The sequence below is a fragment of the Streptomyces sp. NPDC017979 genome (assembly GCF_044328175.1).
GTDB lineage: Bacteria > Actinomycetota > Actinomycetes > Streptomycetales > Streptomycetaceae > Streptomyces.
The window spans coordinates 214,683-235,743 of the sequence record NZ_JBIRGU010000012.1; the positions used below are offsets into that span (position 1 = coordinate 214,683).

15 protein-coding genes are annotated in these 21,061 nt (G+C 72.6%); 6 read left to right on the plus strand and 9 right to left on the minus strand.

Features of this window, described 5'->3' with window-relative positions:
* Positions 1-70 precede the first annotated feature (70 nt).
* The 9 genes from ACH4E8_RS27540 to ACH4E8_RS27580 form a co-directional block, all read right to left on the minus strand.
* A complete protein-coding gene (locus tag ACH4E8_RS27540) occupies positions 71-838 on the minus strand; it encodes an SDR family oxidoreductase (RefSeq protein WP_398452955.1) in 768 nt (255 codons plus the stop codon).
* A complete protein-coding gene (locus tag ACH4E8_RS27545) occupies positions 835-1,674 on the minus strand; it encodes a TauD/TfdA family dioxygenase (protein ID WP_398452958.1) in 840 nt (279 codons plus the stop codon). The genes ACH4E8_RS27540 and ACH4E8_RS27545 overlap by 4 nt, the downstream gene beginning before the upstream one ends.
* A gap of 61 nt (positions 1,675-1,735) precedes the next feature.
* Complete coding sequence (locus ACH4E8_RS27550; protein WP_398452961.1) at positions 1,736-2,992, minus strand: aspartate aminotransferase family protein; 1,257 nt, start codon at positions 2,990-2,992, stop codon at positions 1,736-1,738.
* A 118-nt stretch (positions 2,993-3,110) separates the two neighbouring features.
* Complete coding sequence (locus tag ACH4E8_RS27555; RefSeq protein WP_398452964.1) at positions 3,111-7,355, minus strand: AMP-binding protein; 4,245 nt, start codon at positions 7,353-7,355, stop codon at positions 3,111-3,113.
* Positions 7,352-7,936: a DUF6309 family protein gene (locus ACH4E8_RS27560; RefSeq protein WP_398452967.1), complete on the minus strand. Its 585-nt coding sequence runs from the start codon at positions 7,934-7,936 to the stop codon at positions 7,352-7,354. The genes ACH4E8_RS27555 and ACH4E8_RS27560 overlap by 4 nt, the downstream gene beginning before the upstream one ends.
* A gap of 16 nt (positions 7,937-7,952) precedes the next feature.
* Positions 7,953-8,753: a phytanoyl-CoA dioxygenase family protein gene (locus tag ACH4E8_RS27565; RefSeq protein ID WP_398452969.1), complete on the minus strand. Its 801-nt coding sequence runs from the start codon at positions 8,751-8,753 to the stop codon at positions 7,953-7,955.
* Between the two features lie 95 nt (positions 8,754-8,848).
* The gene (locus ACH4E8_RS27570; RefSeq protein WP_398452971.1) at positions 8,849-10,384 is read right to left on the minus strand and encodes an MFS transporter; all 1,536 of its coding nucleotides are present in this window, start codon (positions 10,382-10,384) and stop codon (positions 8,849-8,851) included.
* 448 nt (positions 10,385-10,832) lie between these two features.
* Positions 10,833-11,789, minus strand: coding sequence for a D-alanine--D-alanine ligase (locus ACH4E8_RS27575; protein ID WP_398452973.1), 957 nt, complete (start codon positions 11,787-11,789; stop codon positions 10,833-10,835).
* A 34-nt stretch (positions 11,790-11,823) separates the two neighbouring features.
* Positions 11,824-13,086 (minus strand): PLP-dependent aminotransferase family protein, encoded by a 1,263-nt coding sequence (locus tag ACH4E8_RS27580; RefSeq protein ID WP_398452976.1) that lies wholly within the window; start codon positions 13,084-13,086, stop codon positions 11,824-11,826.
* A 221-nt stretch (positions 13,087-13,307) separates the two neighbouring features.
* Between ACH4E8_RS27580 and ACH4E8_RS27585 the strand changes: the two genes are divergently transcribed.
* From ACH4E8_RS27585 to ACH4E8_RS27610, 6 genes are all read left to right on the plus strand, one after another.
* Positions 13,308-14,513 carry a cytochrome P450 gene (locus ACH4E8_RS27585; protein ID WP_398452978.1) on the plus strand — a complete coding sequence of 402 codons (1,206 nt, stop codon included), beginning with the start codon at positions 13,308-13,310 and terminating at the stop codon, positions 14,511-14,513.
* 296 nt (positions 14,514-14,809) lie between these two features.
* Positions 14,810-15,868 (plus strand): type III polyketide synthase, encoded by a 1,059-nt coding sequence (locus ACH4E8_RS27590; RefSeq protein WP_398452980.1) that lies wholly within the window; start codon positions 14,810-14,812, stop codon positions 15,866-15,868.
* 132 nt (positions 15,869-16,000) lie between these two features.
* Entirely contained in the window at positions 16,001-17,023 is a 1,023-nt protein-coding gene (locus ACH4E8_RS27595; RefSeq protein ID WP_398452983.1) for a DUF1259 domain-containing protein, read from the plus strand.
* A 138-nt stretch (positions 17,024-17,161) separates the two neighbouring features.
* On the plus strand, positions 17,162-19,006 hold the full coding sequence (locus ACH4E8_RS27600) for a transketolase (protein WP_398452986.1): 1,845 nt from the start codon (positions 17,162-17,164) through the stop codon (positions 19,004-19,006).
* 155 nt (positions 19,007-19,161) lie between these two features.
* Complete coding sequence (locus tag ACH4E8_RS27605) at positions 19,162-19,968, plus strand: SigB/SigF/SigG family RNA polymerase sigma factor (RefSeq protein ID WP_398452988.1); 807 nt, start codon at positions 19,162-19,164, stop codon at positions 19,966-19,968.
* A gap of 177 nt (positions 19,969-20,145) precedes the next feature.
* On the plus strand, positions 20,146-20,937 hold the full coding sequence (locus tag ACH4E8_RS27610; protein ID WP_398452991.1) for an inositol monophosphatase family protein: 792 nt from the start codon (positions 20,146-20,148) through the stop codon (positions 20,935-20,937).
* Positions 20,938-21,061 lie beyond the last annotated feature (124 nt).

Sequence of the window (21,061 nt, forward strand, 5' to 3'; positions counted from 1 at the left end):
GTACCCCAACAACTGCGCGTGGGCGGTGCCGGATGTCGGCACCGCCCACGGACCGCCGAAGGAGCGCGACTCACCCCCGCCCGACGTACGGCATCGTCGTCGGCAGCACCGTCAGGAACTGCACGTTGGTGTCGAGCGGCATGGACGCCATCAGCAGCAGCGACTCGGTGAAGCGCGCCACCGGGATCGTCGCCTCCACCGCCCGCGACCCGTCCGCCTGCATCGCGGCCGGCTGTGGACTGCCGTCGACGGGCGTCACGTTGCCCACGTCGATCTGACCGCACGCGATCCGGTACGGACGGCCGTCCAGTGACAGGGCCCGGGTCAGACCGAGCACCGCGTGCTTGGCCGTGGTGTAGGCGATGGCGTGCGGACGCGGCGCATGGGCGGACGGCGCACCGTTGTTGATGATCCGGCCGCCCTGGGGCGACTGGTCGCGCATCGTGCGGAACGCCTCCTGCGCACAGAGGAAGGTGCCCGTGACGGTGGTGCCCATCACCCGGCTCCAGTCGGCGAAGTCCACCTCCGGGACCGGTCGGCGCGGCACCGCCGCACCCGCGTTGTTGAACAGCAGGTCCAGCCGGCCGAAGTGCGTCCGCACGGCCGCGAAGAGCGCCGTGACCTGCGCCGGATCGCTGATGTCGGTGGGCACCGCGATCACCCGGTCGGGGCCGGCGCCGGACAGCGCCACCGTCTCCGCCAGGGTCTCCTCGCGCCGTCCGGCCAGCGCCAGCGACCAGCCGTCGGCGAGCAGCGCGAGGGCCGCCGCCCGGCCCAGCCCGCTGCCGCCACCGGTGACCAGGCCGATCTTCGTGCGCTCCGGTGCCTGCTCGCTCATCGCTCGGCCATCCAGGCGCGCAGCATCCGACGGGCCAGCGGGCCCGGGGAGTCGACGTACGGCGAACGCCCGTGCAGAACCCGGCTGTTGCGGATCATCAGCAGATCGCCCGCCCCCAGGTGCAGCCCGAAGGCGATCTCCGGCCGGTACAGCACCTCGTCGAGGAAGTCGAGCGCGTCGAGCCGCCGCGCGTCGAGCTCCGCGGACGAACGCACCGTGCGCGTCTGGTAGTAGCAGCCGACCGTTCCGTCGTCCTGGGTGAACAGGATGGGGCTGACGACGATCTGCTCGCCCGCCCTCCCGGTCCGGTCGAACGTCCAGTCCTGCCGCAACAGCTCCAGCACGTCCGGCCGTTCGCGTTCGATGATGTCCTGCACGTGCCGAGCGCTGGCCAGCTTGGTGACGCCGCCGCCGTCCGCGGCCGGCTGGAGGCACAGCAGACACAGCAGGTCGCAGGTGTCGCAGTGGAAGCCGAGCGTGGTGGCCCCGTCGCCGTCGCGGTCCCGCAGCACGGTCCACAGGTCCCCGCGGGCGTTCTGCTCGATGGGGCTGCCGACGTCCGCGAGGAGGTACGTCAGGGCGGCGGTCAGCTCCGCATCGGACGCGTCGGGCGACATGAGGTTGCGTACGTTCACGAACCCCACGGCGTCCAGGCTGCTCTTGATGAACCCGCGCACGGCGGCGTGCGCCGCTGCGCCCGCGTCCCGGCGCTGCGCACTCGCGTCGGCCCACAGCAGCCGCCGGTCCTCGTCGGACACCGACGACGACCACACGCCCGGCGTGGACTCCAGGTACTCGCTGGTCCACCCGACGTCTCCGATGGTGGCTCCGGTCATGGTGCGATCACTCCTCTCACAGGTGGTGCAGGTGCACACGTGCGCGTGCCGGGGTGCCGGCTCACTCGGTCGCCGATGCGACGGCCGTCGACCACAGCGCGAGCGCCTCGTCGATCTGCTCGGCCGTGACGATCAGCGCCGGGATCATCCGGACGACGTTGCCGTGCACGCCGCAGGTCAACAACAGCAGCCCGCGCTCCGCGCAGGCCCGCTGGACACGCTGGGCGGTGGCGGCGTCGGGGGAGCCGTCGGGGTGCGCGAACTCGCTGGCGGCCATCAGCCCGAGCCCGCGCACGTCGACGACCGCGGGCGCGTCGGCCGCGGTCTTGCGCAGCCCGTCCAGCAGCCGGCGCCCCTGCTCGGCGGCGTTGGCCACCAGCCCCTCGTCACGGATGACGTCGAGCGTGGCGAGCGCCGCGGCACAGGCCACGGCGTTGCCCCCGTACGTACCGCCCTGCGAGCCCGGCCAGGCCCGGCTCATGAGCTCCGTCGGAGCGGCGATCGCGGACAGCGGGAAACCGCTGGCCAGGCCCTTCGCGGTGATCACCACGTCGGGGACGACATCGGGGGAGTGCTGGTACGCCCAGAACGCGCCCGTACGGCCGAAGCCCGTCTGGATCTCGTCGACCACCAGCAGCATGCCGTGCCGGTCGGCGCGCTCCCGCAGCCCCGCGAGGAAGCCGTCCGGCGCGGGAACGTAACCCCCCTCGCCCAGCACGGGTTCGACGAACAGCGCGGCCGTCTCGGCGGGGGAGCTGACGGTCGCCAGCACGTGGTCGAGCCCGCGCAGAGCGTGCTCGACGGCGGCGTCCTCGCTCAGCCCGAGCCGGAACGCGTTCGGGAAGGGGGCCACCGCGACGCCGGGCATCAGCGGGCCGATCCCGGCGCGGAACCGGGTGCCGGCGGTGGTCAGCGCCGCCGCCCCCATGGTCCGTCCGTGGAAGGACCCGTCGAAGACGATGACGTTCTGCCGGCCGGTGGCCTGCCGGGCGAGCCGGAGTGCCGCCTCCACCGCCTCGCTGCCCGAGTTCACGTAGAACAGCGAGTCCAGTGCGGCGGGCAGCACCTCGCCGAGGCGGTCGGTGAGGGTGAGCAACTGGTCGTGCAGCACGGTCGTGTACTGCCCGTGGATCAGCCGCCCGGCCTGCTGCTGCACGGCCTCGACGATCCGGGGGTGGCAGTGGCCGGTGCTGGTCACGCCGACGCCGGCGGTGAAGTCCAGATAGCGACGGTCGTCGGCGTCGTAGAGGTACATCCCCGCACCACGGGTGGCGAGCACCGGCGTGGCCTGCTTGAGCACCGGGGAGAGCTTGGGCATGAATTCACTTCCTGACTTCTTCAAGGGAGCAGGGTGTTTCAGTGGGCTCGGTGGTCTTCGGGCTTTCGGGAGCTTCGGGCTTTCGTGACCTTCGAAGGCTGCGAGGTCTTCGAGGGCTTCAGGTGGAGGAGGGGACCGAGGCCGGGAGGAAGCCGACGTCCGTCGCCCACGACAGCGCGGCCGACCACCACTCGGCGCTCGGTTCGACGAACCGCACCCCGAGCCGGTCGAGCACGCCTTGGGTCCAGGCGCTGTCGACGACGACCCGACGGTCTTCGAGTTGGGACCAGGTCGAGGCGAGCCCGGCCATCGCCGGGTGGTGCTGCTCGGCCCGCGCCAGTGCCGCGGCGAAGGCCGCGTCGTCCACCAGCCGGATCGGATAGCCGTGCCGGACCATCCACCGCACCAGGTCGTCGTGGGCCACCGAGTGCGGCGTCTCGACGTGGTGGACGCCCGGCGCCGCGTACGGATGCGTCGCGATCGCCGCGATGCCCGCGGCCACCGTGTCCACGTGCGAGAACTCGAACGTGGTCGACGGCCGGCTGGGCGCCGCACCGGCCAGCACGTACCCGCGGACGGTCTGATAGATCCGGTTGTCCCCGACGTTGCGCTGGAAGGCGCCGGTGCGGCTGTGGGCCGCGATGTGACCGCTGCGGTGCACGAAGACCTGACGGCCCGTCGCCGCCCAGGCACGTACGGTCTCCTCGGCCCGGAACTTCACCCGCTCGTACGGGGTGCGGAAGCCCTGCCCGATGTGGAGGTCGGCCTCGCTGAACCGGCGCGCGACGCCCTCCACGCCGCCCGAAACGGCCAGCGTGGAGACGTGGTGCAGGGCGGCGCCCGCGGTGTGGGCGTCGATCCAGTCGAGCAGCCGGCGCACCCCGGCGTTGTTGGTCCGCTCCAACTCGACGGGCGAGGCCACCAGCCGTACGTCCGCGGCGGCGTGCACCACGACCCGGGCGGTACGGGCCCGGGCGAGCCCGGCCGGGGAGAGGCCGAGGCCCTCGGCGGTGATGTCGCCGGCGACCACGTCCGCCAACGCCCCCACGTCGAGCCGGCGCACCGCGGCCGCGTCGCTCTCCCCGCGGACCAGGCACGTCACCCGCGCACCGCGCTCCACCAACGCGCCGAGCACGTGCCCACCGAGATATCCGGTCGCGCCGGTCAGCAACACCGGCAGCGGCTCGCGCGCCACCCGCCACTCGCCGCGCACGGTCGGGGTGCCGGCGTGCAGCAGCTGACCGGAGGTCGACACCTCCGCCCGGACGTACCGCGCGGGCGCGGCGTCAGCGGCGGCGGCCACCGCACGGGAGAACGCGGCGAAGATCCGCTCCGCACTGTCGTGGGAGAGCCGCGGCCAGGCGTACACCAGGTCCGTCACCAGCCGGTTCGCCACGATCCTGGCGGTGAGACGGAGCCGGTAGAGCGAGTCCCCGCTCGGGCAGCGGGCCGCTCCCGCCTGCTCTTCCGCGACCGTCCACTCCAAGGACGGCTCGTCCGGCAGCCGGAAGGTCCCCAGGAAGTTGAAGCCCGCCTCGGGCCGCACCCCTTCGACGTCCATCGGCATCTCGGGGGCCTCGCGCACCAGGTCCTCGACGTCCGCGATCCGCAGCGGGCCGTCCGTCGCGTCGACGCCCAGCCACTTGACGGCGGTGAACCAGCCGACCGTGTCCAGGTACTGCCCCTCGTCACCGCTCAGCTCCCGGCCGTGGGTCTCCACCTCCACTCCGAGGCGCGCCTCGCCGCTCCACTCCGACACGGCTTCGGCGAACGCCGAGAGCAGCAGGGCCTCCAACCCCTGGGCCCGGCCGTGCCGTTCCACCAGCCGGCCCGTCGCCGCCTCGTCCAGCGACCACACGAGGGTCGCCGGCTCGGTGCCGCCGGTGGCGTCGTCCACCGGCAGCCGGGGCGCGACCGCCGGGTGCTCGACGGCGGCCGACGGCGCCCCGGCGGCCCAGGCGTAGAAGTCCGCCGTCGGCGGCAGGTCGGGGCCCTTGCCGAGGAGCGCGGCCCGGTAGGCGACGGCCAGGTCGTCCAGGAGGATCCGCCAAGACAGTCCGTCGACGACGAGGTGGTGCGCGACCAGCGCCAAACGGTCGTCCACCCCGGGCGCACCGGAGAACAGGTGCACCCGCAACAGGCGCCCGGCCTCCGGATCGAGACTGCGGTGCAGCTCGGTGCAGATCGCCCCGACCGCCTCCGCCGGTCCGTCGTCGGCGGCCAGCCGGGAGTGGCTGACCGGGTCGAGCTCGTCCACCGGCCGCAACCGCCCGGGCCCGTCCTGCCCGAGCGGGCGGCGCAGCGCGGTGTGCCGCTCCAGCACGGCCGTGACCGCCGTCGACAGCGCCCGGGCGTCCACGCGCCGCCGGCAGCGCAACACCACCGACTGGTTCCAGTGCCGCGGGTCGTCCACCGGCTGCCGCAGCAACCATCGCTGCGCGGGCGCGAGCTGACGGAGTTCCGTGGCCGGGTCCGCCCGCGGCCGGGGGCAGCGGCTGGAGGAGGCGGCCACCGACGCCAGCCCCGCCGGCGTCGGGTGCTCGTAGAAGTCCTCGAACGCGACCCGGTGGCCGCGGCGCCGCAGGAACGCGATCGTGCGCATCGCCAGGATGGAGTCCCCGCCCAGACTCAACACGTCGGCGTGCGGATCCACCAGCGAAAGACCGAGCGCGTCCGCCCACAGCTCGCCGATGGCGTGCGCCAGCGGCGACGTTGAGCGGTCCGCCGACTCCTCGGGGGCGGTGGACTCGCGCCGCGCGGTGCGGGCCCGCGACTCGATCAGCTCGGACACCGCGGCGCCCAGGCGCTCCCGGTCCAGCTTGCCGTTGGCGCCGATCGGGAAGTCGGGCAGCGCCAGGATCGGCTGCGGCACCGAATAGCTCGGCAACCGGTCGTGCAGATGACCGGTGAGCGCCGTGAGCGCGTCTCCCTCGTCGCGCGCGCCCGCGAGGCGTACGGCGGCCAGCAGCTGACTGCCCGCCGGAGTGGCCCGTACGATCACCGCGCACTGCGCGACCCCCGGGAACTCCTCGATGGCGCGCTCGATCTCGACCGGGTCGACCCGGAAGCCGCGGACCTTGACCTGACGGTCCGAGCGCCCGACGAAGACGAGGTTCCCGTCCGGCCGGCGCCGGCACACGTCACCCGTGCGGTACGTCAACCGCCCCCGGCGGCGGACGAAGCGCAGCGCCGTCTCGTCGGGACGCCCGAAGTAGCCGGCGCTCACCCCCTGCCCGCCGATGTACAGCTCGCCCTCCGTGCCCTCGGGGACGAACCGCAACTCGACGTCGCCGATCGCGGTCCCGATGGGCACGGTCGGCTCGTCCGCGGGCAGGTCGGCCACCGACGAGGCGAGGAAGCAGGTGGCGCCCACCGTGGTCTCCGTCGGCCCGTAGTGGTTGACCACCCGGGCGGCGACCCCGTCCTGGAGGAGGCCGGCGGCGAGCGCCCGGGGCAGCGCCTCGCCGCCGAGGACGACCGTGCCGAGGGCGGGCGCATTCGCCGGCCGACCTGCCAGCAGCGCCGTGAGGTGGGACGGCGTGGTCTTGAGCACGGACACCCCCGCGGTGCGCACCGCGGTCCAGAACGCCTCGGGGTCGCGGGTCCGAGCGTCGGGGACGACGTGCACCTCGCCCGCGGTCGCCAGCGCCAGCAACCAGGAGGTGTGCCCGAGGTCGGCGGCGAGGGTGGTGACGTGCGCGACGCAGGGCGCGTCCGCTTCGGTGAAGCCCAGCCGGTCGCGCAGCGCCAGCGCGTAGTGCACGGCGTTGGCGTGGGTGACCGCGACGGCCTTCGGCTCTCCGCTGGACCCGGAGGTGAACGACAGGTACGCGATGTCCTCCGGCGCACATCGCGGGGCCTGTGACGGCACGTCGAACCCCGTCCGGTCGGCCGGGTCGGTCGGGTCCGTCGGGGCGGTCCGTGCTGCGTCGGCGGCGAGCGCGTCGACGTCGACGTACTCGCTCTCGTACGGCTCGGGGGCGCGTACGTCCGGTGCGCTCGTCAGGGCGCGGCCCACCGCGACGGAGTCGAGTCGACGGCGCACGTCGCGGGGGCTCCACCCGGGGTCGACGAGCACGGCCGTGGCGCCCGAGCGCAGCACGCCGTGGAGCAGGACGCACATCCGGGCGTCCCGCGGGCCGAGCAGCGCCACCCGGTCGCCGCGGCCGGTCCCGAGTGCGGCGAGGCGGGCCGCGACCCGGTCGACCAGGGCGAGCAGCAGACGGTGGTCGAAGGAGCGGACCCCGTCGCTGAGGGCCGGGCGCTGCGGAGCGCCCAGGCAGTTGCGTACGAGCAGGTCGGGCAGGGACGAACATGCGGCTGGCGCTGATGTAGCAGATGTGGCGGGTGTGGCTGGTGTCATGTGCGTTGGCCTCCGGTGGTGGCTTGCGACGCGCCGTCGCCCGCGGCCGGGTGCGCGAGCGGAGAGGGGTCACCGGCGATGAAGACCGTCAGCCCGCCCGCTTCGGCCAGCCGCCCCGAGAGTTCCCAGGCGAGCAGCCGGTGCAGCCCGTCGAGGTGGTACGGGGCCGCGTCGGCGGGGAGGTCCGCGTAGTCGCCGTGCGGCAGCGCGCGGACGCTGAGGTAGACGGAGGTGAACGGGCCGGTGCGGAAGCGGTCCAGCTTGGCCTGACAGACCGGGTTGGCGGCGGCGAACTCCGCCGGGTGCGCCCGCAGCAGGTCCGCGGCCTGACCGATCGTGCGGCCGGAGCGCGGCACGAGTTCGCGCTCCCCGCCTTCGCTCAGGTGCCACGGCAGCATCACGGTGCGCAGTTCCTCGTGGCGCAGCCGGACCTTCGACCAGCCGCCGAAGGTCCGGTCGGCCAGCAGGAGCGCGTCCACGGCGTCCTGGTTGGTGTTGGCCTCGTGGTCGCGGGCGACGGGGTGGTCGCGGTCGAAGTCGGCGCGCACCTCGTCGAAGGCGACCGCGGTGAGGATCTCCATCAGGGCTCCCGCCTCCTCACGCCGATCGGGCGTACTCGGTGAAGTGCCGCTCCGCGAACAGCTCCGGCCACCGTCCGCCGTCGAGTTCGAGGGCGCGGGCCGTGGCGAGCATGTGCCGCCAGTACGGCTTCACGGGCCGCCAGCGGGCCCCCGTGTGGCAGTAGGACGCGTCGACGAAGTAGCGGGTGGTGGCGCCCGGCGGGTTCGGGGCGGCTCTGCGGGCGTGCAGCAGCCGCGAGTTGACCAGCACGGTCGAGCCGGGCGGCAGTCGGTCGATGACCGTCTCACCGGGGAGTTCGGCGGTGCCGAGATCGGCGTACGAGGCCCGGGCCCGCAACTCGCCGCGGTGCGAGCCGGGCAGCACGGTGAGGTTGCCGATGGTGCCGTCGAGCCCGCCGAGGTAGTGCAGCGCGTGCACCATCAGCAAGCCCGGGTCGCCGGTGTCGTTGGGTTCGTAGTCGTGGTGCCACGGCTTGCCCGGCGCCCCGGGGTCGTGCCGGGCGCTGTGCAGGTGGTGGAAGACGAACGGCGCCCCCATCAGATCGGACACGGCCTGCAACAGCGGCTCGTGGGTGAGGAGTTCGCCGTGCGCCGGCAACTCCAGCTCCATGGTGGGCGGATCGTCGTCGGGGCCCGGATCGACGCAGGCGGCTATGGAGCGGGTGCGCAGCCCCGCGTCGATCCAGTGGTCCACCTCGGGGACGAGTCGCTCGACGAGGGACTCGGGCAAGAGACCGGGTAGGACGAGATAGCCGTCGTCGGCGAATTGCGCACGCTGTGCCGAGACAGTGCCGTTGCCCTCGAAAGATAATGGCATCCGACCCTCACACCTCTCCATGAACGGGAATGACTCGTTGAACGCAGGGCTTCGCCCTTTGACGTACTTTTGGAAAGACCGTGGTTGACTCGACGTCAGTGGGAATTCATGGGGTGTTTACCCGTCGTCGACCTGGCCCGCGGCACGGCCGGCGGGTGCCCCCTGGCGGCGTCGGTGGATTCGGCCCTGCCGAGCGGGGAGAACCGGGTCCCGAGCCATACGAAGAACTGGACGGCGGCAATGACCCCGAAGAGGACGGCGGGGCCGAACTCGACGACCAGCCAACTGCCGACCAGCGCGCTGACGGGGATGGCGGCGAAGGGAATGGCGCGCTGGAGCCCGACCACCCGGCCCAGGAACTCGTTGTCCACCGCGGCTTGTCGATAGGTCCGCCAGGGCACGATGAAGACCGAGGTCGTCACCCCGACCACGAACCAGCAAGCGGTGAGCGTCCCGACTCCGGGCCACAGTGCCGGCAGCGCGAGGGCGAGCGCCTTGACCGCCATGCCGCCGGCCATCAGCGCACCGGGCGAGAACCTGCGCAGCAGGGCGGGCGCCGCGACGGCCCCCAGCACGGCGCCGAGCCCCAGTGCGGCGGAGACCACCGCGAGGGACGCGGGCACGTCGCCGTCCGGCCCGGCCACGATGTAGACGAGGTTGGCCGCGGCGGCGGGGAAGGTGAAGTTGCTCAGGGTGAGCAGGACCGTGGCCCACAGCATCGAGCGGTCGGTCTTGATCAGCCGCAGTGCTGCCAGGGAGTCGGGCACCAGCGAACGGCACGCGGTCCTGAGCGACGCCAGCAGTCGGGGCCCGGCCGCGGTGACGCTGGTGGCGCTGACGAGGAGGGCGGCCAGGGTGAACGAGGTCGCGTTGGTGAAGCTCGCCACGGTCGGTCCGAGCAGCGTGACGACCGCGACGCCCGCCACCGGGCCCAGCATGGCGAGGGTGCCGTCGGCGCTCTGCACCCAGGCGTTCATCGAGGCGCGTCGCTCCGCGGCGACGCGCTCGGTGATGAGTGCTTGGAAGGCGGGGAAGGAGAAAGGTCTGACGCAGCCCAAGAGGAAGGCCGCCACCATCACCAGCCAGGCGGGCGGATCGGTCAGGCACAGGATTCCGACGCCGGTCACCAACAGGGCCGAGACCACGTCGCACGCGATCATCAACTTCCGCCGGTCGGACCGGTCGGCCACCACCCCGCTGAACAGCCCGATGACCACGAACGGGATGAACTCGACCGCGTAGGTCAGCGCCGTCGAGACCGCGGAGCCGGTCAGTTGCAGCACCAGCACCGGCAAGGCGAACCGGAATATCCAGTCACCGGTGTTGGACACCATGAAAGCGGCACGTAATAAGCGCTCGTCCCGCCGCTGGAAATCATCTTCCGGAGCCCGTATTCGACGTCTCTTACGGGCGCTGCGGGACGGGCGCGTAACTCGCATTGCTCGTCGCAGGACATGAACAGCGACCACGGACCCTCCCTCGTTCAAAAGGCGAGAATGCATGCGGTGGTGCGCACGGAAAGCGGTGTGCGTACCTGCTGTGCTTGGAGTCTTGCTCGGTTCGACCTCAGATAAGCACAGGTGGCTCGGGATCCACCATCCCCCATCCCAACTTTTGAGCCATTTCATCATGTGCAACGCGAGGCAATTGCTCACTCGGGATGGCGGGTGAAAATACCCGGGTCAGGGCGGTTGGACAAGCCGTTGACGGTGCGCCCTCCCGAAGGTAGGGTCGGCTCCGCTTAGGCGAAATTTCCTTGCTATAGCCATGCCTTGACAAGGTCGACGGGCGGGCATGGGCCCATGAAATTACCCACCAGTTATCAAGTGGGCTTGAGTGTGCTTGTGACGCTCTCGCCGCTGGCTTTCGCTAAGCCTTCCGGCGCACTCGTTGCACGGTCCGCACCCCCGGGGTGGGAACCGGCCGCCGCCCGCCTGGCCGAAATCGTACGCACCCCTGACCTCGCCCGTACCCTGCCCGCAGCCCGAGCCCGCCCTCAACCGGGGGCGTCCGGTACGTCCGGGGCGTGCTCAGGGCGGGGTTCGCACGACCGCCCCGCCCTGAGGACGCCCCGATCCGTCAGGGGCGGTGGCGGTGACGCCGGGCCGCGAGCGCCGCGAGGTCCCGACAGAACGCGCCGAAGTCGAGCCCGGCTGCCGCGACCCCCATCGGATACGTGCTGGTCAGCGTCATCCCCGGGGCGACATTGGTCTCCAGGACCACCACCTCGCCGGCGTCCGTGACGATGGCGTCGCTGCGGGACAGGTCCCGCAGCCCCAACGCCCGGTGCGCGGCGACCGCGACCCGGGCGGCCTCCCGGGCCACCTCGCCGGGGATCCGGGCCGGCCGGTGGAACTCGACCGCGCCGGGCGTGTAGCGGGCGGCGTAGTCGTACAGGCCGTCCGCCACGATCTCCACGGCCGGCAGCGCGAACGGGCCGTCGCCCAGGTCGGCCACGCCGACCGCGATCTCCGTGCCCGCCACCAGCCGCTCCACCAACGCCTCGTCGTGGTAGGCGAAGCAGGACATCAGGGCCTCCGGCAGCCGCTCGGCCGCTTCGACGCGACTGACGCCGAACGCCGAGCCGCCCGCCCGCGGCTTCACGAACAGCGGCAACCCCAGCCGCTGCACCATCCGCGAGGTCAACTCGGCCGCGCCCAGATCGTGGAACGCCTCCTTCGGCAGCGTCACGGACGCGGGAGTCGCCAGACCCGCCCGGGCGAGCACGCCCTTGGCGACCGTCTTGTCGAAGGCGGCCCGGCACGCCTCCGGCCGCGCCCCCACGTAAGGGTTGCCCGCCAGCTCCAGCACCTCCTTGATCGTGCCGTCCTCGCCGGCCGCGCCGTGCAGCACCGGGAAGACCACCGCGTACGGATCGTCGGCCAGCGCCGGCAGCAGATCCGCCCCCACGTCCCGCAGGTCCACTTCCACCCCGACCCGGCGCAGCACGTCGGCCAACTCCGCACCGGACTTCTGCGACACCTCGCGCTCGGGCGACAGCCCACCCGCGATGACGACGACCCTCAGATCGCTCATGCTCCCTCGATCTCCTCGTACTCGACCACGGCCGTCAGCCGCCGAAGGTGTCCCGCAGCCGCAGTTCGGCGGTGATCACGTCGGCCAGCCTGCGCACCCCGTCCCGGATCCGCTCCGGCGGCGGGAAACAGTAGGACAGCCGCATCTCCCTGCGCCCGCCCCCGTCCGCGTAGAAGCCCGTGCCGGGCACGTACGCCACCCGGGACTGGATCGCCCGCGGCAGCATCGCCTTGGAGTCCAAGCCCTCCGGGAGCGTCACCCACACGAAGAACCCGCCGCCCGGCCGCGTCCATGACACCCCGTCGGGCATGTGCTGCTCCAGCGCCCCGAGCATCGTGTCGCGCCGCTCCCGGTACATCTCCCGGTACTCCTTGAGCTGCGTCCGCCACGGCTGGGTGCGCAGATAACGGTCCACGGCCAACTGGTTGAAGACCGAGTGGGACAGCATCGCGCTCTCCGCCGCGAGCACCAGCTTGTCCCGCACCGCGGCCGGCGCCAGCGCCCAGCCCACCCGCAGCCCCGGGGCGAGGGTCTTCGAGAAGGACCCCAGGTACACCACGTCCCCCGGGGCGTCGGCCCGCAGCGCCCGCATCGGCTCCCCGCGGTCCAGGTGCAGCAGCCCGTACGGATTGTCCTCCAGGACCAGCACCCCGGCGCGCCGGCACACCTCCAACACCTGCGGCCTGCGCCGTTCGCTGAGGGTCACGCCCGCCGGGTTCTGGAAGGTGGGGACGGTGTAGAACAACTTCGCCGGCCGCCCCGCGCGCGCCAGCCGGGCGAACGCCTCCGCCAGCGCCTGCGGGTCCACGCCGTCCTCGTCCATCGCCACCTGCACCACGTCCGCCTGGTACGCGGCGAAGACCCCGATGGCCGTGACGTACGTGGGCGCCTCGGTGACCACGGTGTCCCCGGGGTCGACGAACACCCGCGTCACCAGGTCCAGCGCCTGCTGCGACCCCACGGTCACCACCACGTCGTCCGGGCGCGCGTCGATGCCCTCCGCCGCCATGACCTGGCAGATCGTCTCCCGCAGCCCCGGGTCGCCCTGCGCCGAGCCGTACTGGAGCGCCACCGCCCCCCGCTCGGTCACCAGCTCCGCCATCAGCGCCGCCACCGAGTCCATCGGCAGCGCGCTCACGTTCGGCATGCCGCCCGCGAGCGACACCACCTCGGGCCGGGAAGCGACCGCGAACAACGCCCGCACCTCGGACGCGACCATCCCCGCCGCGCGTTGCGCGTAGTGGCCGAGCCAAGGGTCGATCCGCGAGCCCTGCCGGGCCGATTCGTCAGACTGCATCGGGCGCGCTCCTGTCCGTCACGGTCCAAGGCCACCGACCCTACCCAGTCGCCGCGCTCCCGTCCGGGCGATTGTTTCCGGGACGCGCTTTGCGCAGGACGGATGAACCTCGTCGGGCAAAGGGGTCACGCACCGGGGACTCGCCGGCGGGGCGGGTAGCGATGTTGCGTCCCGTCGGCCGCCCCCGGCTCAAGTTCCGTGAACCAGACCCGGAGATCCGTATGTCCACCGACGCCAACGCGCACTACTGCCCCTTCGACTACGCCGAGGCGCTGGATTTCGATCCGATGCTGAGACGGTTCCTGGACGAGGAGCCGGTCGCCCGGATCAAACTCCCCTACGGGGAGGGCGAGGCATGGCTCGTCACCCGCTACGACGACGTGCGGACCGTGACGACCGACCGACGCTTCAGCCGCCACGCCGTCATCGGCCGGGACTTCCCCCGGATGACTCCCGAGCCCATCGTCCAGGACGAGGCGATCAACGTCATGGACCCGCCGGCCAGCAGCAGACTGCGCAGCCTGGTGTCCAAGGGCTTCGCCCCGGACCAGATCGACCGCATGCGCCCGCACATCCAACGCGCCGTGGACCAGCTCCTGGACCGGATGGCCGAGGAGCGGGCGGAAGCCGACCTGATGACGCACCTGGCCCACCCGCTGCCGCTGATCACCATCTGCGAGGTCCTGGAGATCCCCCAGGGCGACAAGGACCAACTGCGCGCCCACGCCCGCACCATGATGAACGTCACCGCGGAGAACCGGCCCAACGCCGTACGGGCCAAGGCCGACCTGCGCGCCTACTTCACCGACCTGACGGCGCGCCGCCGGGCGGACCCCGGCGACGACCTGATCAGCGTGCTGGCGACCGCCCGCGACGGCGACGAGCTCCTGGACGACAAGGAGCTGACGGTGATGGCGATGGTGCTGCTGATCACCGGTCAGGACACCACCACGTACGAGCTGGGGAACCTCTCCTACACCCTGCTCACCAGGCCCGAAGCCCGCGCAGCGCTCCAGCAGAGCCCGGAGAAGCTCTCCCAGACCATCAACGAGCTGCTGCGCTACATCCCGTTCCGCAAGGGCGTCGGAATCCCCCGGGTGGCCACCGAGGACGTGGAGCTGAGCGGAGTGACGATCCCCGCGGGCGACATCGTGCACGTGTCGTACCTGACCGCGAACCGCGACGGGCTCAAGTTCGACCGCCCCGACGAGCTCGACTTCGACCGCACCACCCCCTCGCACATGACCTTCGGCTGGGGCGCCCACCACTGCCTGGGCGCACCGCTCGCGCAGGCCGAGATCGAGACCGCGTTCAAGTCGCTGCTGGAGCGGTTCCCGGACATCGAGCTGACGAAGCCCGCCGAAGAAGTGGAGTGGAACACCACCTCGATCTGGCGCTATCCGCTGGGGCTGCCCGTCACCTGGTGAGCGGAAGGGGCACCCCGGGCCGGTCGGCCGGGGAAGCGGGGCGTGGGGGCTGGGGCGCCGGACCGAAGTGCGGTCGTCACCTGCCTGGCGTAAATTGAGTGAGCGGCAAACGCCCTCGCCGCGCGCCCGGTGAAACCGGTCGCGACGGCCCACACCCCATCCCGGCGGCCGGAACGCCGCGTTCGTCACGGGAAGCCCCACGGCTTCCCGTCTGTTACGGCCGCTGCCGGGCGGTGCACTTCCGACCCCCGGGTCACGGCTCTACGTGGGGCCCACCTCCGCTAGGAGAAGATCCCATGGCAGTACTGTGCAAACCGGCCATAGCAGTGCCCGAGCACGTCATCACCAACGAGGAAACCCTGGAGCTCGCTCGGCAGCTGCACGGCGACCACCCACAACTGGGGCTCGTCCTCCGGCTGATCGAGCACACCGGAGTGCGCAAGCGACACCTGATCCAGCCCATCGACGAGGTGCTGAAGCACCCGGGGCTGGACTCGCGCAGCGTCCTCTACGAAGCGGAGTCGAAGGCGCGAGTGCCGGCCGTCGTGGACCGGGCACTGACACAGGCGAACGTCGCACCGGACGAGATCGACCTGATCATCTACGTCTCCTGCACCGGCTTCATGATGCCGTCCCTCACCGCGTGGCTCATCAACAAGATGGGCTTCCGCACGGACACCCGGCAGCTCCCGATCGCCCAACTCGGCTGCGCGGCCGGCGGTGCGGCGGTGAACCGCGCCCACGACTTCTGCACCGCCTACCCGGACTCCAACGTCCTCATCGTGGCCTGCGAGTTCTGCTCGCTGTGCTACCAGCCCATCGACATGGGCGTCGGATCCCTGCTGTCCAACGGCCTGTTCGGGGACGGGATCGCCGCCGCGGTGGTCCGCGGCGGAGACCGCGGCACCGGGATGCGCCTGGAGCGCAACAGCTCGTACCTCATCCCGAACACCGAGGAGTGGATCTCCTACGCGGTGCGCTCCACCGGCTTCCACTTCCAGCTCGACAAACGGGTCCCCGGCACCATGGAGCCGCTCAGCCCCGCGCTGCGCACCCTCGCCGACGACCACCAGTGGAACGCCAGCAAGCTGGACTTCTACATCATCCACGCCGGCGGACCGCGCATCCTCGACGACCTGTGCCGCTTCCTGGACGTGCCGCCCGGGGCGTTCCGACACAGCCGTGCCACGCTCACCGAGTACGGCAACATCGCCAGCGCCGTCGTCCTCGACGCCCTGTCCCGGCTCTTCGACGAACAGTCGGCGCTCGACGGACACCAAGGCATGCTCGCGGGCTTCGGCCCCGGCATCACCGCCGAGATGTCCCTGGGCACCTGGGCGGCGCCGGACTCCTGACCCGGGTCCGCGATCGTTCGTCCGATCGGCCGACCTCCCCTGGCCCACCGGAGTGGGTGGCGCGGCGCACCGCCGCGGATGCCGGGGGAGGGCGCCGCCGCGTGTTTGCATCGGCCGCGGAGGTGGCAAGCGATGGGCGCGGACAGCCAGCAGGACGTACGGGTCACCAGGGAAGCACGGGACGGACGGGGCACACGGGTACGGCCCGCGGTGCCGCGGAGGCAACTCCTGGCGGCGGCCGCGGCAGTGCCCGCGCTGGTCGGCACGGCAGGCCCGGCGGTCGCCACCGACCAGGGGCACGCCGCGGAGGCCGCCACCCCGGTGCCCACCACCGACGCCGACTGGACGGCCGTCGCCCGGGCACTGGGACGCACGGGCGAGATGGTCCGCGGCCTCCAGTACCACGTGGCCTTCCCCCGCAGCGATCTGCGCGTGGTCTCGCACGGAGTCGCCGTCACCCCGGGACTCGCCCTCGGCTCCCACGTGTCCTTCGTGCGCTACAGCGACGGCACCACCATGCTGATGGGTGACCTCGTCGTCGCCGAGAGCGAGCTCCAGCGGGTCAGCGACGTGCTCCAGGCCCGGGGCATCGCACAGACCGCCATCCACAAGCACCTGCTGGCGCAGACCCCCGACGTGTGGTGGACCCACGTCTGCGCACACGGCACGGACGCCGTCGCCATCGCCCGGGACCTGCGTGCGGCGCTCGACCGCACCGCCACCCCGCCGCCCCGACCGACGCCCCCGGCCGAACCCCTCGACCTGGACACCGCCGGCATCGACGCGGCGCTCGGCACCAAGGGCGTCAGCAACGGCGAGGTGTACACCTGCCTCTTCTTGCGCCGCGAGACCGTCACCAACGACGGACACCCCCTGCCCCCGGGCCTCGGCGCCACCGCCGCCTTCAACTTCCAGCCCCTGGGCGGTGGCCGGGCCGCCCTCAACGGCGACCTCGTCATGGTCGCCGACGAAGTGCAAAAGGCGCTCACCGCGCTGCGCCGGGGCGGAATCGACCTCGTCGAACTCCACAACCACGGCCTGACCGACGAACCCCGTCTCTTCTTCACCCACGTGTGGGCCGTGGACGACGCCGTGCGGCTCGCGAAGGCGCTGCGCCCGGCGGTGGCCGCCACCAACGTCAAGCCCGGCCCCTGACGCGAAGGGCCCGCCGACCCCGGCGGGCCACCGCGTTTGGACCGCACTGCCCGGGGCACTCGTAGCGGGCCGGGCGCCCCGTGCCGGGGCGACTCTCCGTGACCGACGGTCGGAACCGGCGCCAGGGAGGAGCGGACGATGGGTAACGAGGAACTGGTGGAACTGGGCCAGCAGCTACGGGTCGACGCAGTCCGCGCGGCCGCCGCGGCGGGGTCGGGGCACCCGACGTCCTCGATGTCGGCCGCCGACCTCGCCGCCGTGCTCCTCGCCCGTCACCTGCGCTACGACTTCGACCGGCCCGACCACCCGGGCAACGACCGGTTGATCCTCTCCAAGGGGCACGCGTCACCGCTGCTGTACGCCCTCTACCGGGCCGCCGGCGTCATCGACGAGGGCGAACTGCTCACCTTCCGTCACGACGGCAGCCCCCTCGAAGGCCACCCCACCCCACGGCTGCCGTGGGTGGACGTCGCCACCGGCTCCCTGGGCCAGGGCCTTCCCGTCGGCGTCGGCATGGCGCTCGCCGGCAAGCGGCTCGACCAGGTCCCCTACCGGACGTGGGTGCTGTGCGGGGACAGCGAGATGGCCGAGGGGTCCGTCTGGGAGGCCGCCGAGCACGCCGCGTACGAACACCTCGACAACCTGACCCTCGTCGTCGACGTCAACCGGCTCGGCCAGCGCGGACCCACCCGCGAGGAGTGGGACCTCGAAGCGCACGCCCGCAAGTTCCGCGCCTTCGGCTGGCACACCGTGGAGATCGACGGCCACGACGTCGCCGCGATCGACGCGGCCTACCAGGAGGCCGCCGGCGTGACCGACCGGCCCACGGCGGTCGTCGCCCGCACCCACAAGGGCCGCGGGGTCGCCGAGGTGGAGGACCGGGAGGGCTTCCACGGCAAACCGCTGCCGCACCCCGAAGAGGCGATCGCGGAGCTGGGCGGGGTGCGTTCGGCGCGGGTCGCCGTCGCGCAGCCGGCACCCGTCACCACCCGGCCCGCGATCCCCCTGGGCGACGTCGACCCGCCCCGCTACCACGTGGGCGAGCAGGTCGCCACCCGGGACGCCTTCGGCGCCGCCCTGGCCGCGCTCGGTTCGGCACGCGGCGACGTCGTCGCACTCGACGGCGAGGTCGGCGACTCCACGCGCGCACAGGACTTCGCCCGCGCCCACCCCGAGCGCTACTTCGAGTGCTACATCGCCGAACAGCAACTCGTGGCCGCCGCCGTCGGCATGCGGGCCCGCGGGTACCTGCCGTTCGCCGCGACGTTCGCCGCCTTCCTCACCCGGGCGCACGACTTCATCAGGATGGCCGCCGTCAGCGAGGCCGGCATCCAGCTCTGCGGATCGCACGCAGGCGTCGCCATCGGCCAGGACGGACCCTCGCAGATGGGCCTGGAGGACCTGGCCATGATGCGGGCCGTGCACGGATCCACCGTCCTCTACCCCTGCGACGCCAACCAGGCCGCACGGCTGGTCGGACAGATGGCCCAACTGCCGGGCATCGGGTACCTGCGCACCAGCCGCGGCGCCACCGAAGTCCTGTACGGGCCGGACGACGAGTTCCCCGTCGGCGGCAGCCGGGTGCTGCGCGCCGGTGACCGCGACCGGGTCACCGTCGTCGCCGCCGGAGTCACCGTCCACGAGGCGCTGCGCGCCGCCGACGCCCTCGCCGCCGCCGACGTCGGGGTCCGGGTGATCGACCTGTACTCCGTCAAACCGGTCGACACCGCGACCCTGCAACGCGCCGCCGACGACACCGGCTGCCTGCTGACCGTCGAGGACCACCATCCGGAGGGCGGCATCGGGGACGCCGTCGCCGAGGCGTTCGCCGACGGGCGTCCGCAGCCGAGGCTGGTACGGCTCGCCGTGCGGAACATGCCGGGCTCGGCGACCCCGGAGGAACAAATGCGGCACGCCGGCATCGATGCCGAGGCCATCGCCGCCGCCGTCCGCCTGCTGGTCGGCGAAGCCGTCGTCCGCTGACCCGCCGCTGCACCGGGGATGCGGGAGCGGAGGGAGTTTGCCAGGGTGGAGGTAGAGCAGGCGTGCGCCGTCGACGCCGGCGAGCGCCTGCCAGGCCCACCCGGGTCGGAGCGGCACCTCCGCTCTCCGCGGTGCGAACGACCCCCGGAGCAGTGATGAGCGCCATCCGTGGACGACATGGACGACACCCCCACGACGACGCCCCCGACACCAGCGCCGAGCAGCGCCGCCTGGCGGCCCTCCCCGACGGCCCCGAGCGCGACGTCGTGCGCGAGCAGGTCGTCCGGGCGTGGCTGCCGATGGCCCACCGCATCGCCGGACGCTACCGCCACCGCGGCGAGGCGCTGGACGACCTGCGCCAGGTCGCGGCGATCGGCCTGGTCAAGGCGGTCGACCACTACGACCCCGGGCGCGGGGCACCCTTCGAGAGCTACGCCGTACCCACGATCACGGGAGAGGTCCGCCGGCACTTCCGCGACCACAGCTGGACGGTGCGGGTGCCGCGCCGTACGCAGGAGCTCCAGGGCCGCGTCCGCTCCGTGTACCAGGAGTTGGCCCAGTCGGGTCGGGAGCCGTCGGTGCGCGAGATCGCCGAACGCACCGAACTCGCGGTGTGGGAGGTACGGGAGGGGCTGTCCGCCCTGCACGCCCACAGCGCGCTCTCCCTCGATGCCGATCTGGCCCTCGACGGCCGGCCAGGCTCCGGTGCCACCCTGGCCGACACCCTCGGCGCCCTCGATCCGGCGTTGGAGACCGTGGTGGACCGGGAGGCCGTGAAGCCGCTCCTGGGAGAGCTCACCGAGCGGCAGCGACGCCTGCTCTACCTGCGGTTCTTCCAGGGCCTCACCCAGAGCCGGATCGCCGAGGAGTTCGGGATCTCACAGATGCACGTCTCCCGGCTGCTCACCAGCACCTGCGCACGGCTGCGGGAGCGGGTGGGCGTGGGGGCCGGCAGCAGGTGACGCCCGCCGATACGGCCGAAGTGATCGCTTCCGGACCCGTTTCCCGACAACTCTCTGACGGGTCGACATGACCACGGCGGGGTCCACGGTGACCGGGGCGTCGACGGATGGCCGGCGTGCGGACCGGCAAGGGGCGGACTCCGTAGCGCCCGGATCCGCGACGGTACGCTGCTGCGCATGATCACTTCGAGTGGGGTTTCCGTAGACGTCGAGCTCGCGATCGACGCGGTGCTCGCCGGCGCGGACGTGGTGCGGGGCCTGTACGGACAGCGTCTCGACCGCATCGACAAGGGCGCCGGCGACTTCGCCACCGCCGCCGACGTCGCCGGCGAGAAGGCGATCCTCGACGTGATCCGCAGTGCCAGGCCCGACGACGGGGTGCTCGGCGAGGAGGGCGGCCAGCAGGGCGCCGCCGACACTGCCCGCCAGTGGCTGGTGGACCCGTTGTGCGGCACCTTGAACTACGCCGTGGGCACCAAGGTGGTGGCCGTCAACGTGGCACTGCGCGGCGGCGCGGCAGCGGTGGCCGACCCCTTCTCCGGCGAGGTCTTCCACACGGACGGCACCACCGCCCTGGTACGCCAAGAGGGCGTCACCGCACCCCTGGCGCCGTCATCCGCATCGCGCCTGGTCGACGTCAACTTGGACCCGCCCTTCCCGAGCGCCCCCGGCTTCCGGGCGGTGGAGCTGCTGGCCCGCCCGGAGTTCACCGCCCACTTCCGGCCCCGGGTCGTCTCCTCGTCCCTCGCCGTGACCTGGGTGGCCGCCGGCCGGCGCGCCGCGTACGTCACCGACGGCGGCGACCTCTCCGACAGCGTCCACTTCGCCGCCGGCATCGCGCTGTGCCGCGCCGCCGGCTGCGTGGTCACCGACATCGACGGGGCACCGCTCGGCCCGTCGGGCCGCGGGCTCGTCGTCGCCGCGGACGCCGAGGCGCACGAGCTGCTGATGTCGGCGCTCAAGGCTTGAGCCCCCGGCCCCGCGCCGGACGTCCACAGAGTCCCGCCCCTCCGTCGCGCCCCGGCGCGGCCGAGGGGCGGCTCCCTCATACGGCTCCGTCCGGAGCCGCCGTTGCCCGCCGGGCCGCAGACGC

Coding starts and splice junctions, on each gene's coding strand:
- ACH4E8_RS27575 (WP_398452973.1), bottom strand. CDS start 11,789: ATGAGCGATCTGAGGGTCGTCGTCATCGCGGGTGGGCTGTCGCCCGAG.
- ACH4E8_RS27550 (WP_398452961.1), bottom strand. CDS start 2,992: ATGCCCAAGCTCTCCCCGGTGCTCAAGCAGGCCACGCCGGTGCTCGCC.
- ACH4E8_RS27585 (WP_398452978.1), top strand. CDS start 13,308: ATGTCCACCGACGCCAACGCGCACTACTGCCCCTTCGACTACGCCGAG.
- ACH4E8_RS27595 (WP_398452983.1), top strand. CDS start 16,001: ATGGGCGCGGACAGCCAGCAGGACGTACGGGTCACCAGGGAAGCACGG.
- ACH4E8_RS27600 (WP_398452986.1), top strand. CDS start 17,162: ATGGGTAACGAGGAACTGGTGGAACTGGGCCAGCAGCTACGGGTCGAC.
- ACH4E8_RS27610 (WP_398452991.1), top strand. CDS start 20,146: ATGATCACTTCGAGTGGGGTTTCCGTAGACGTCGAGCTCGCGATCGAC.
- ACH4E8_RS27605 (WP_398452988.1), top strand. CDS start 19,162: ATGAGCGCCATCCGTGGACGACATGGACGACACCCCCACGACGACGCC.
- ACH4E8_RS27555 (WP_398452964.1), bottom strand. CDS start 7,355: ATGACACCAGCCACACCCGCCACATCTGCTACATCAGCGCCAGCCGCA.
- ACH4E8_RS27545 (WP_398452958.1), bottom strand. CDS start 1,674: ATGACCGGAGCCACCATCGGAGACGTCGGGTGGACCAGCGAGTACCTG.
- ACH4E8_RS27565 (WP_398452969.1), bottom strand. CDS start 8,753: ATGCCATTATCTTTCGAGGGCAACGGCACTGTCTCGGCACAGCGTGCG.
- ACH4E8_RS27560 (WP_398452967.1), bottom strand. CDS start 7,936: ATGGAGATCCTCACCGCGGTCGCCTTCGACGAGGTGCGCGCCGACTTC.
- ACH4E8_RS27570 (WP_398452971.1), bottom strand. CDS start 10,384: ATGATGAAATGGCTCAAAAGTTGGGATGGGGGATGGTGGATCCCGAGC.
- ACH4E8_RS27540 (WP_398452955.1), bottom strand. CDS start 838: ATGAGCGAGCAGGCACCGGAGCGCACGAAGATCGGCCTGGTCACCGGT.
- ACH4E8_RS27580 (WP_398452976.1), bottom strand. CDS start 13,086: ATGCAGTCTGACGAATCGGCCCGGCAGGGCTCGCGGATCGACCCTTGG.
- ACH4E8_RS27590 (WP_398452980.1), top strand. CDS start 14,810: ATGGCAGTACTGTGCAAACCGGCCATAGCAGTGCCCGAGCACGTCATC.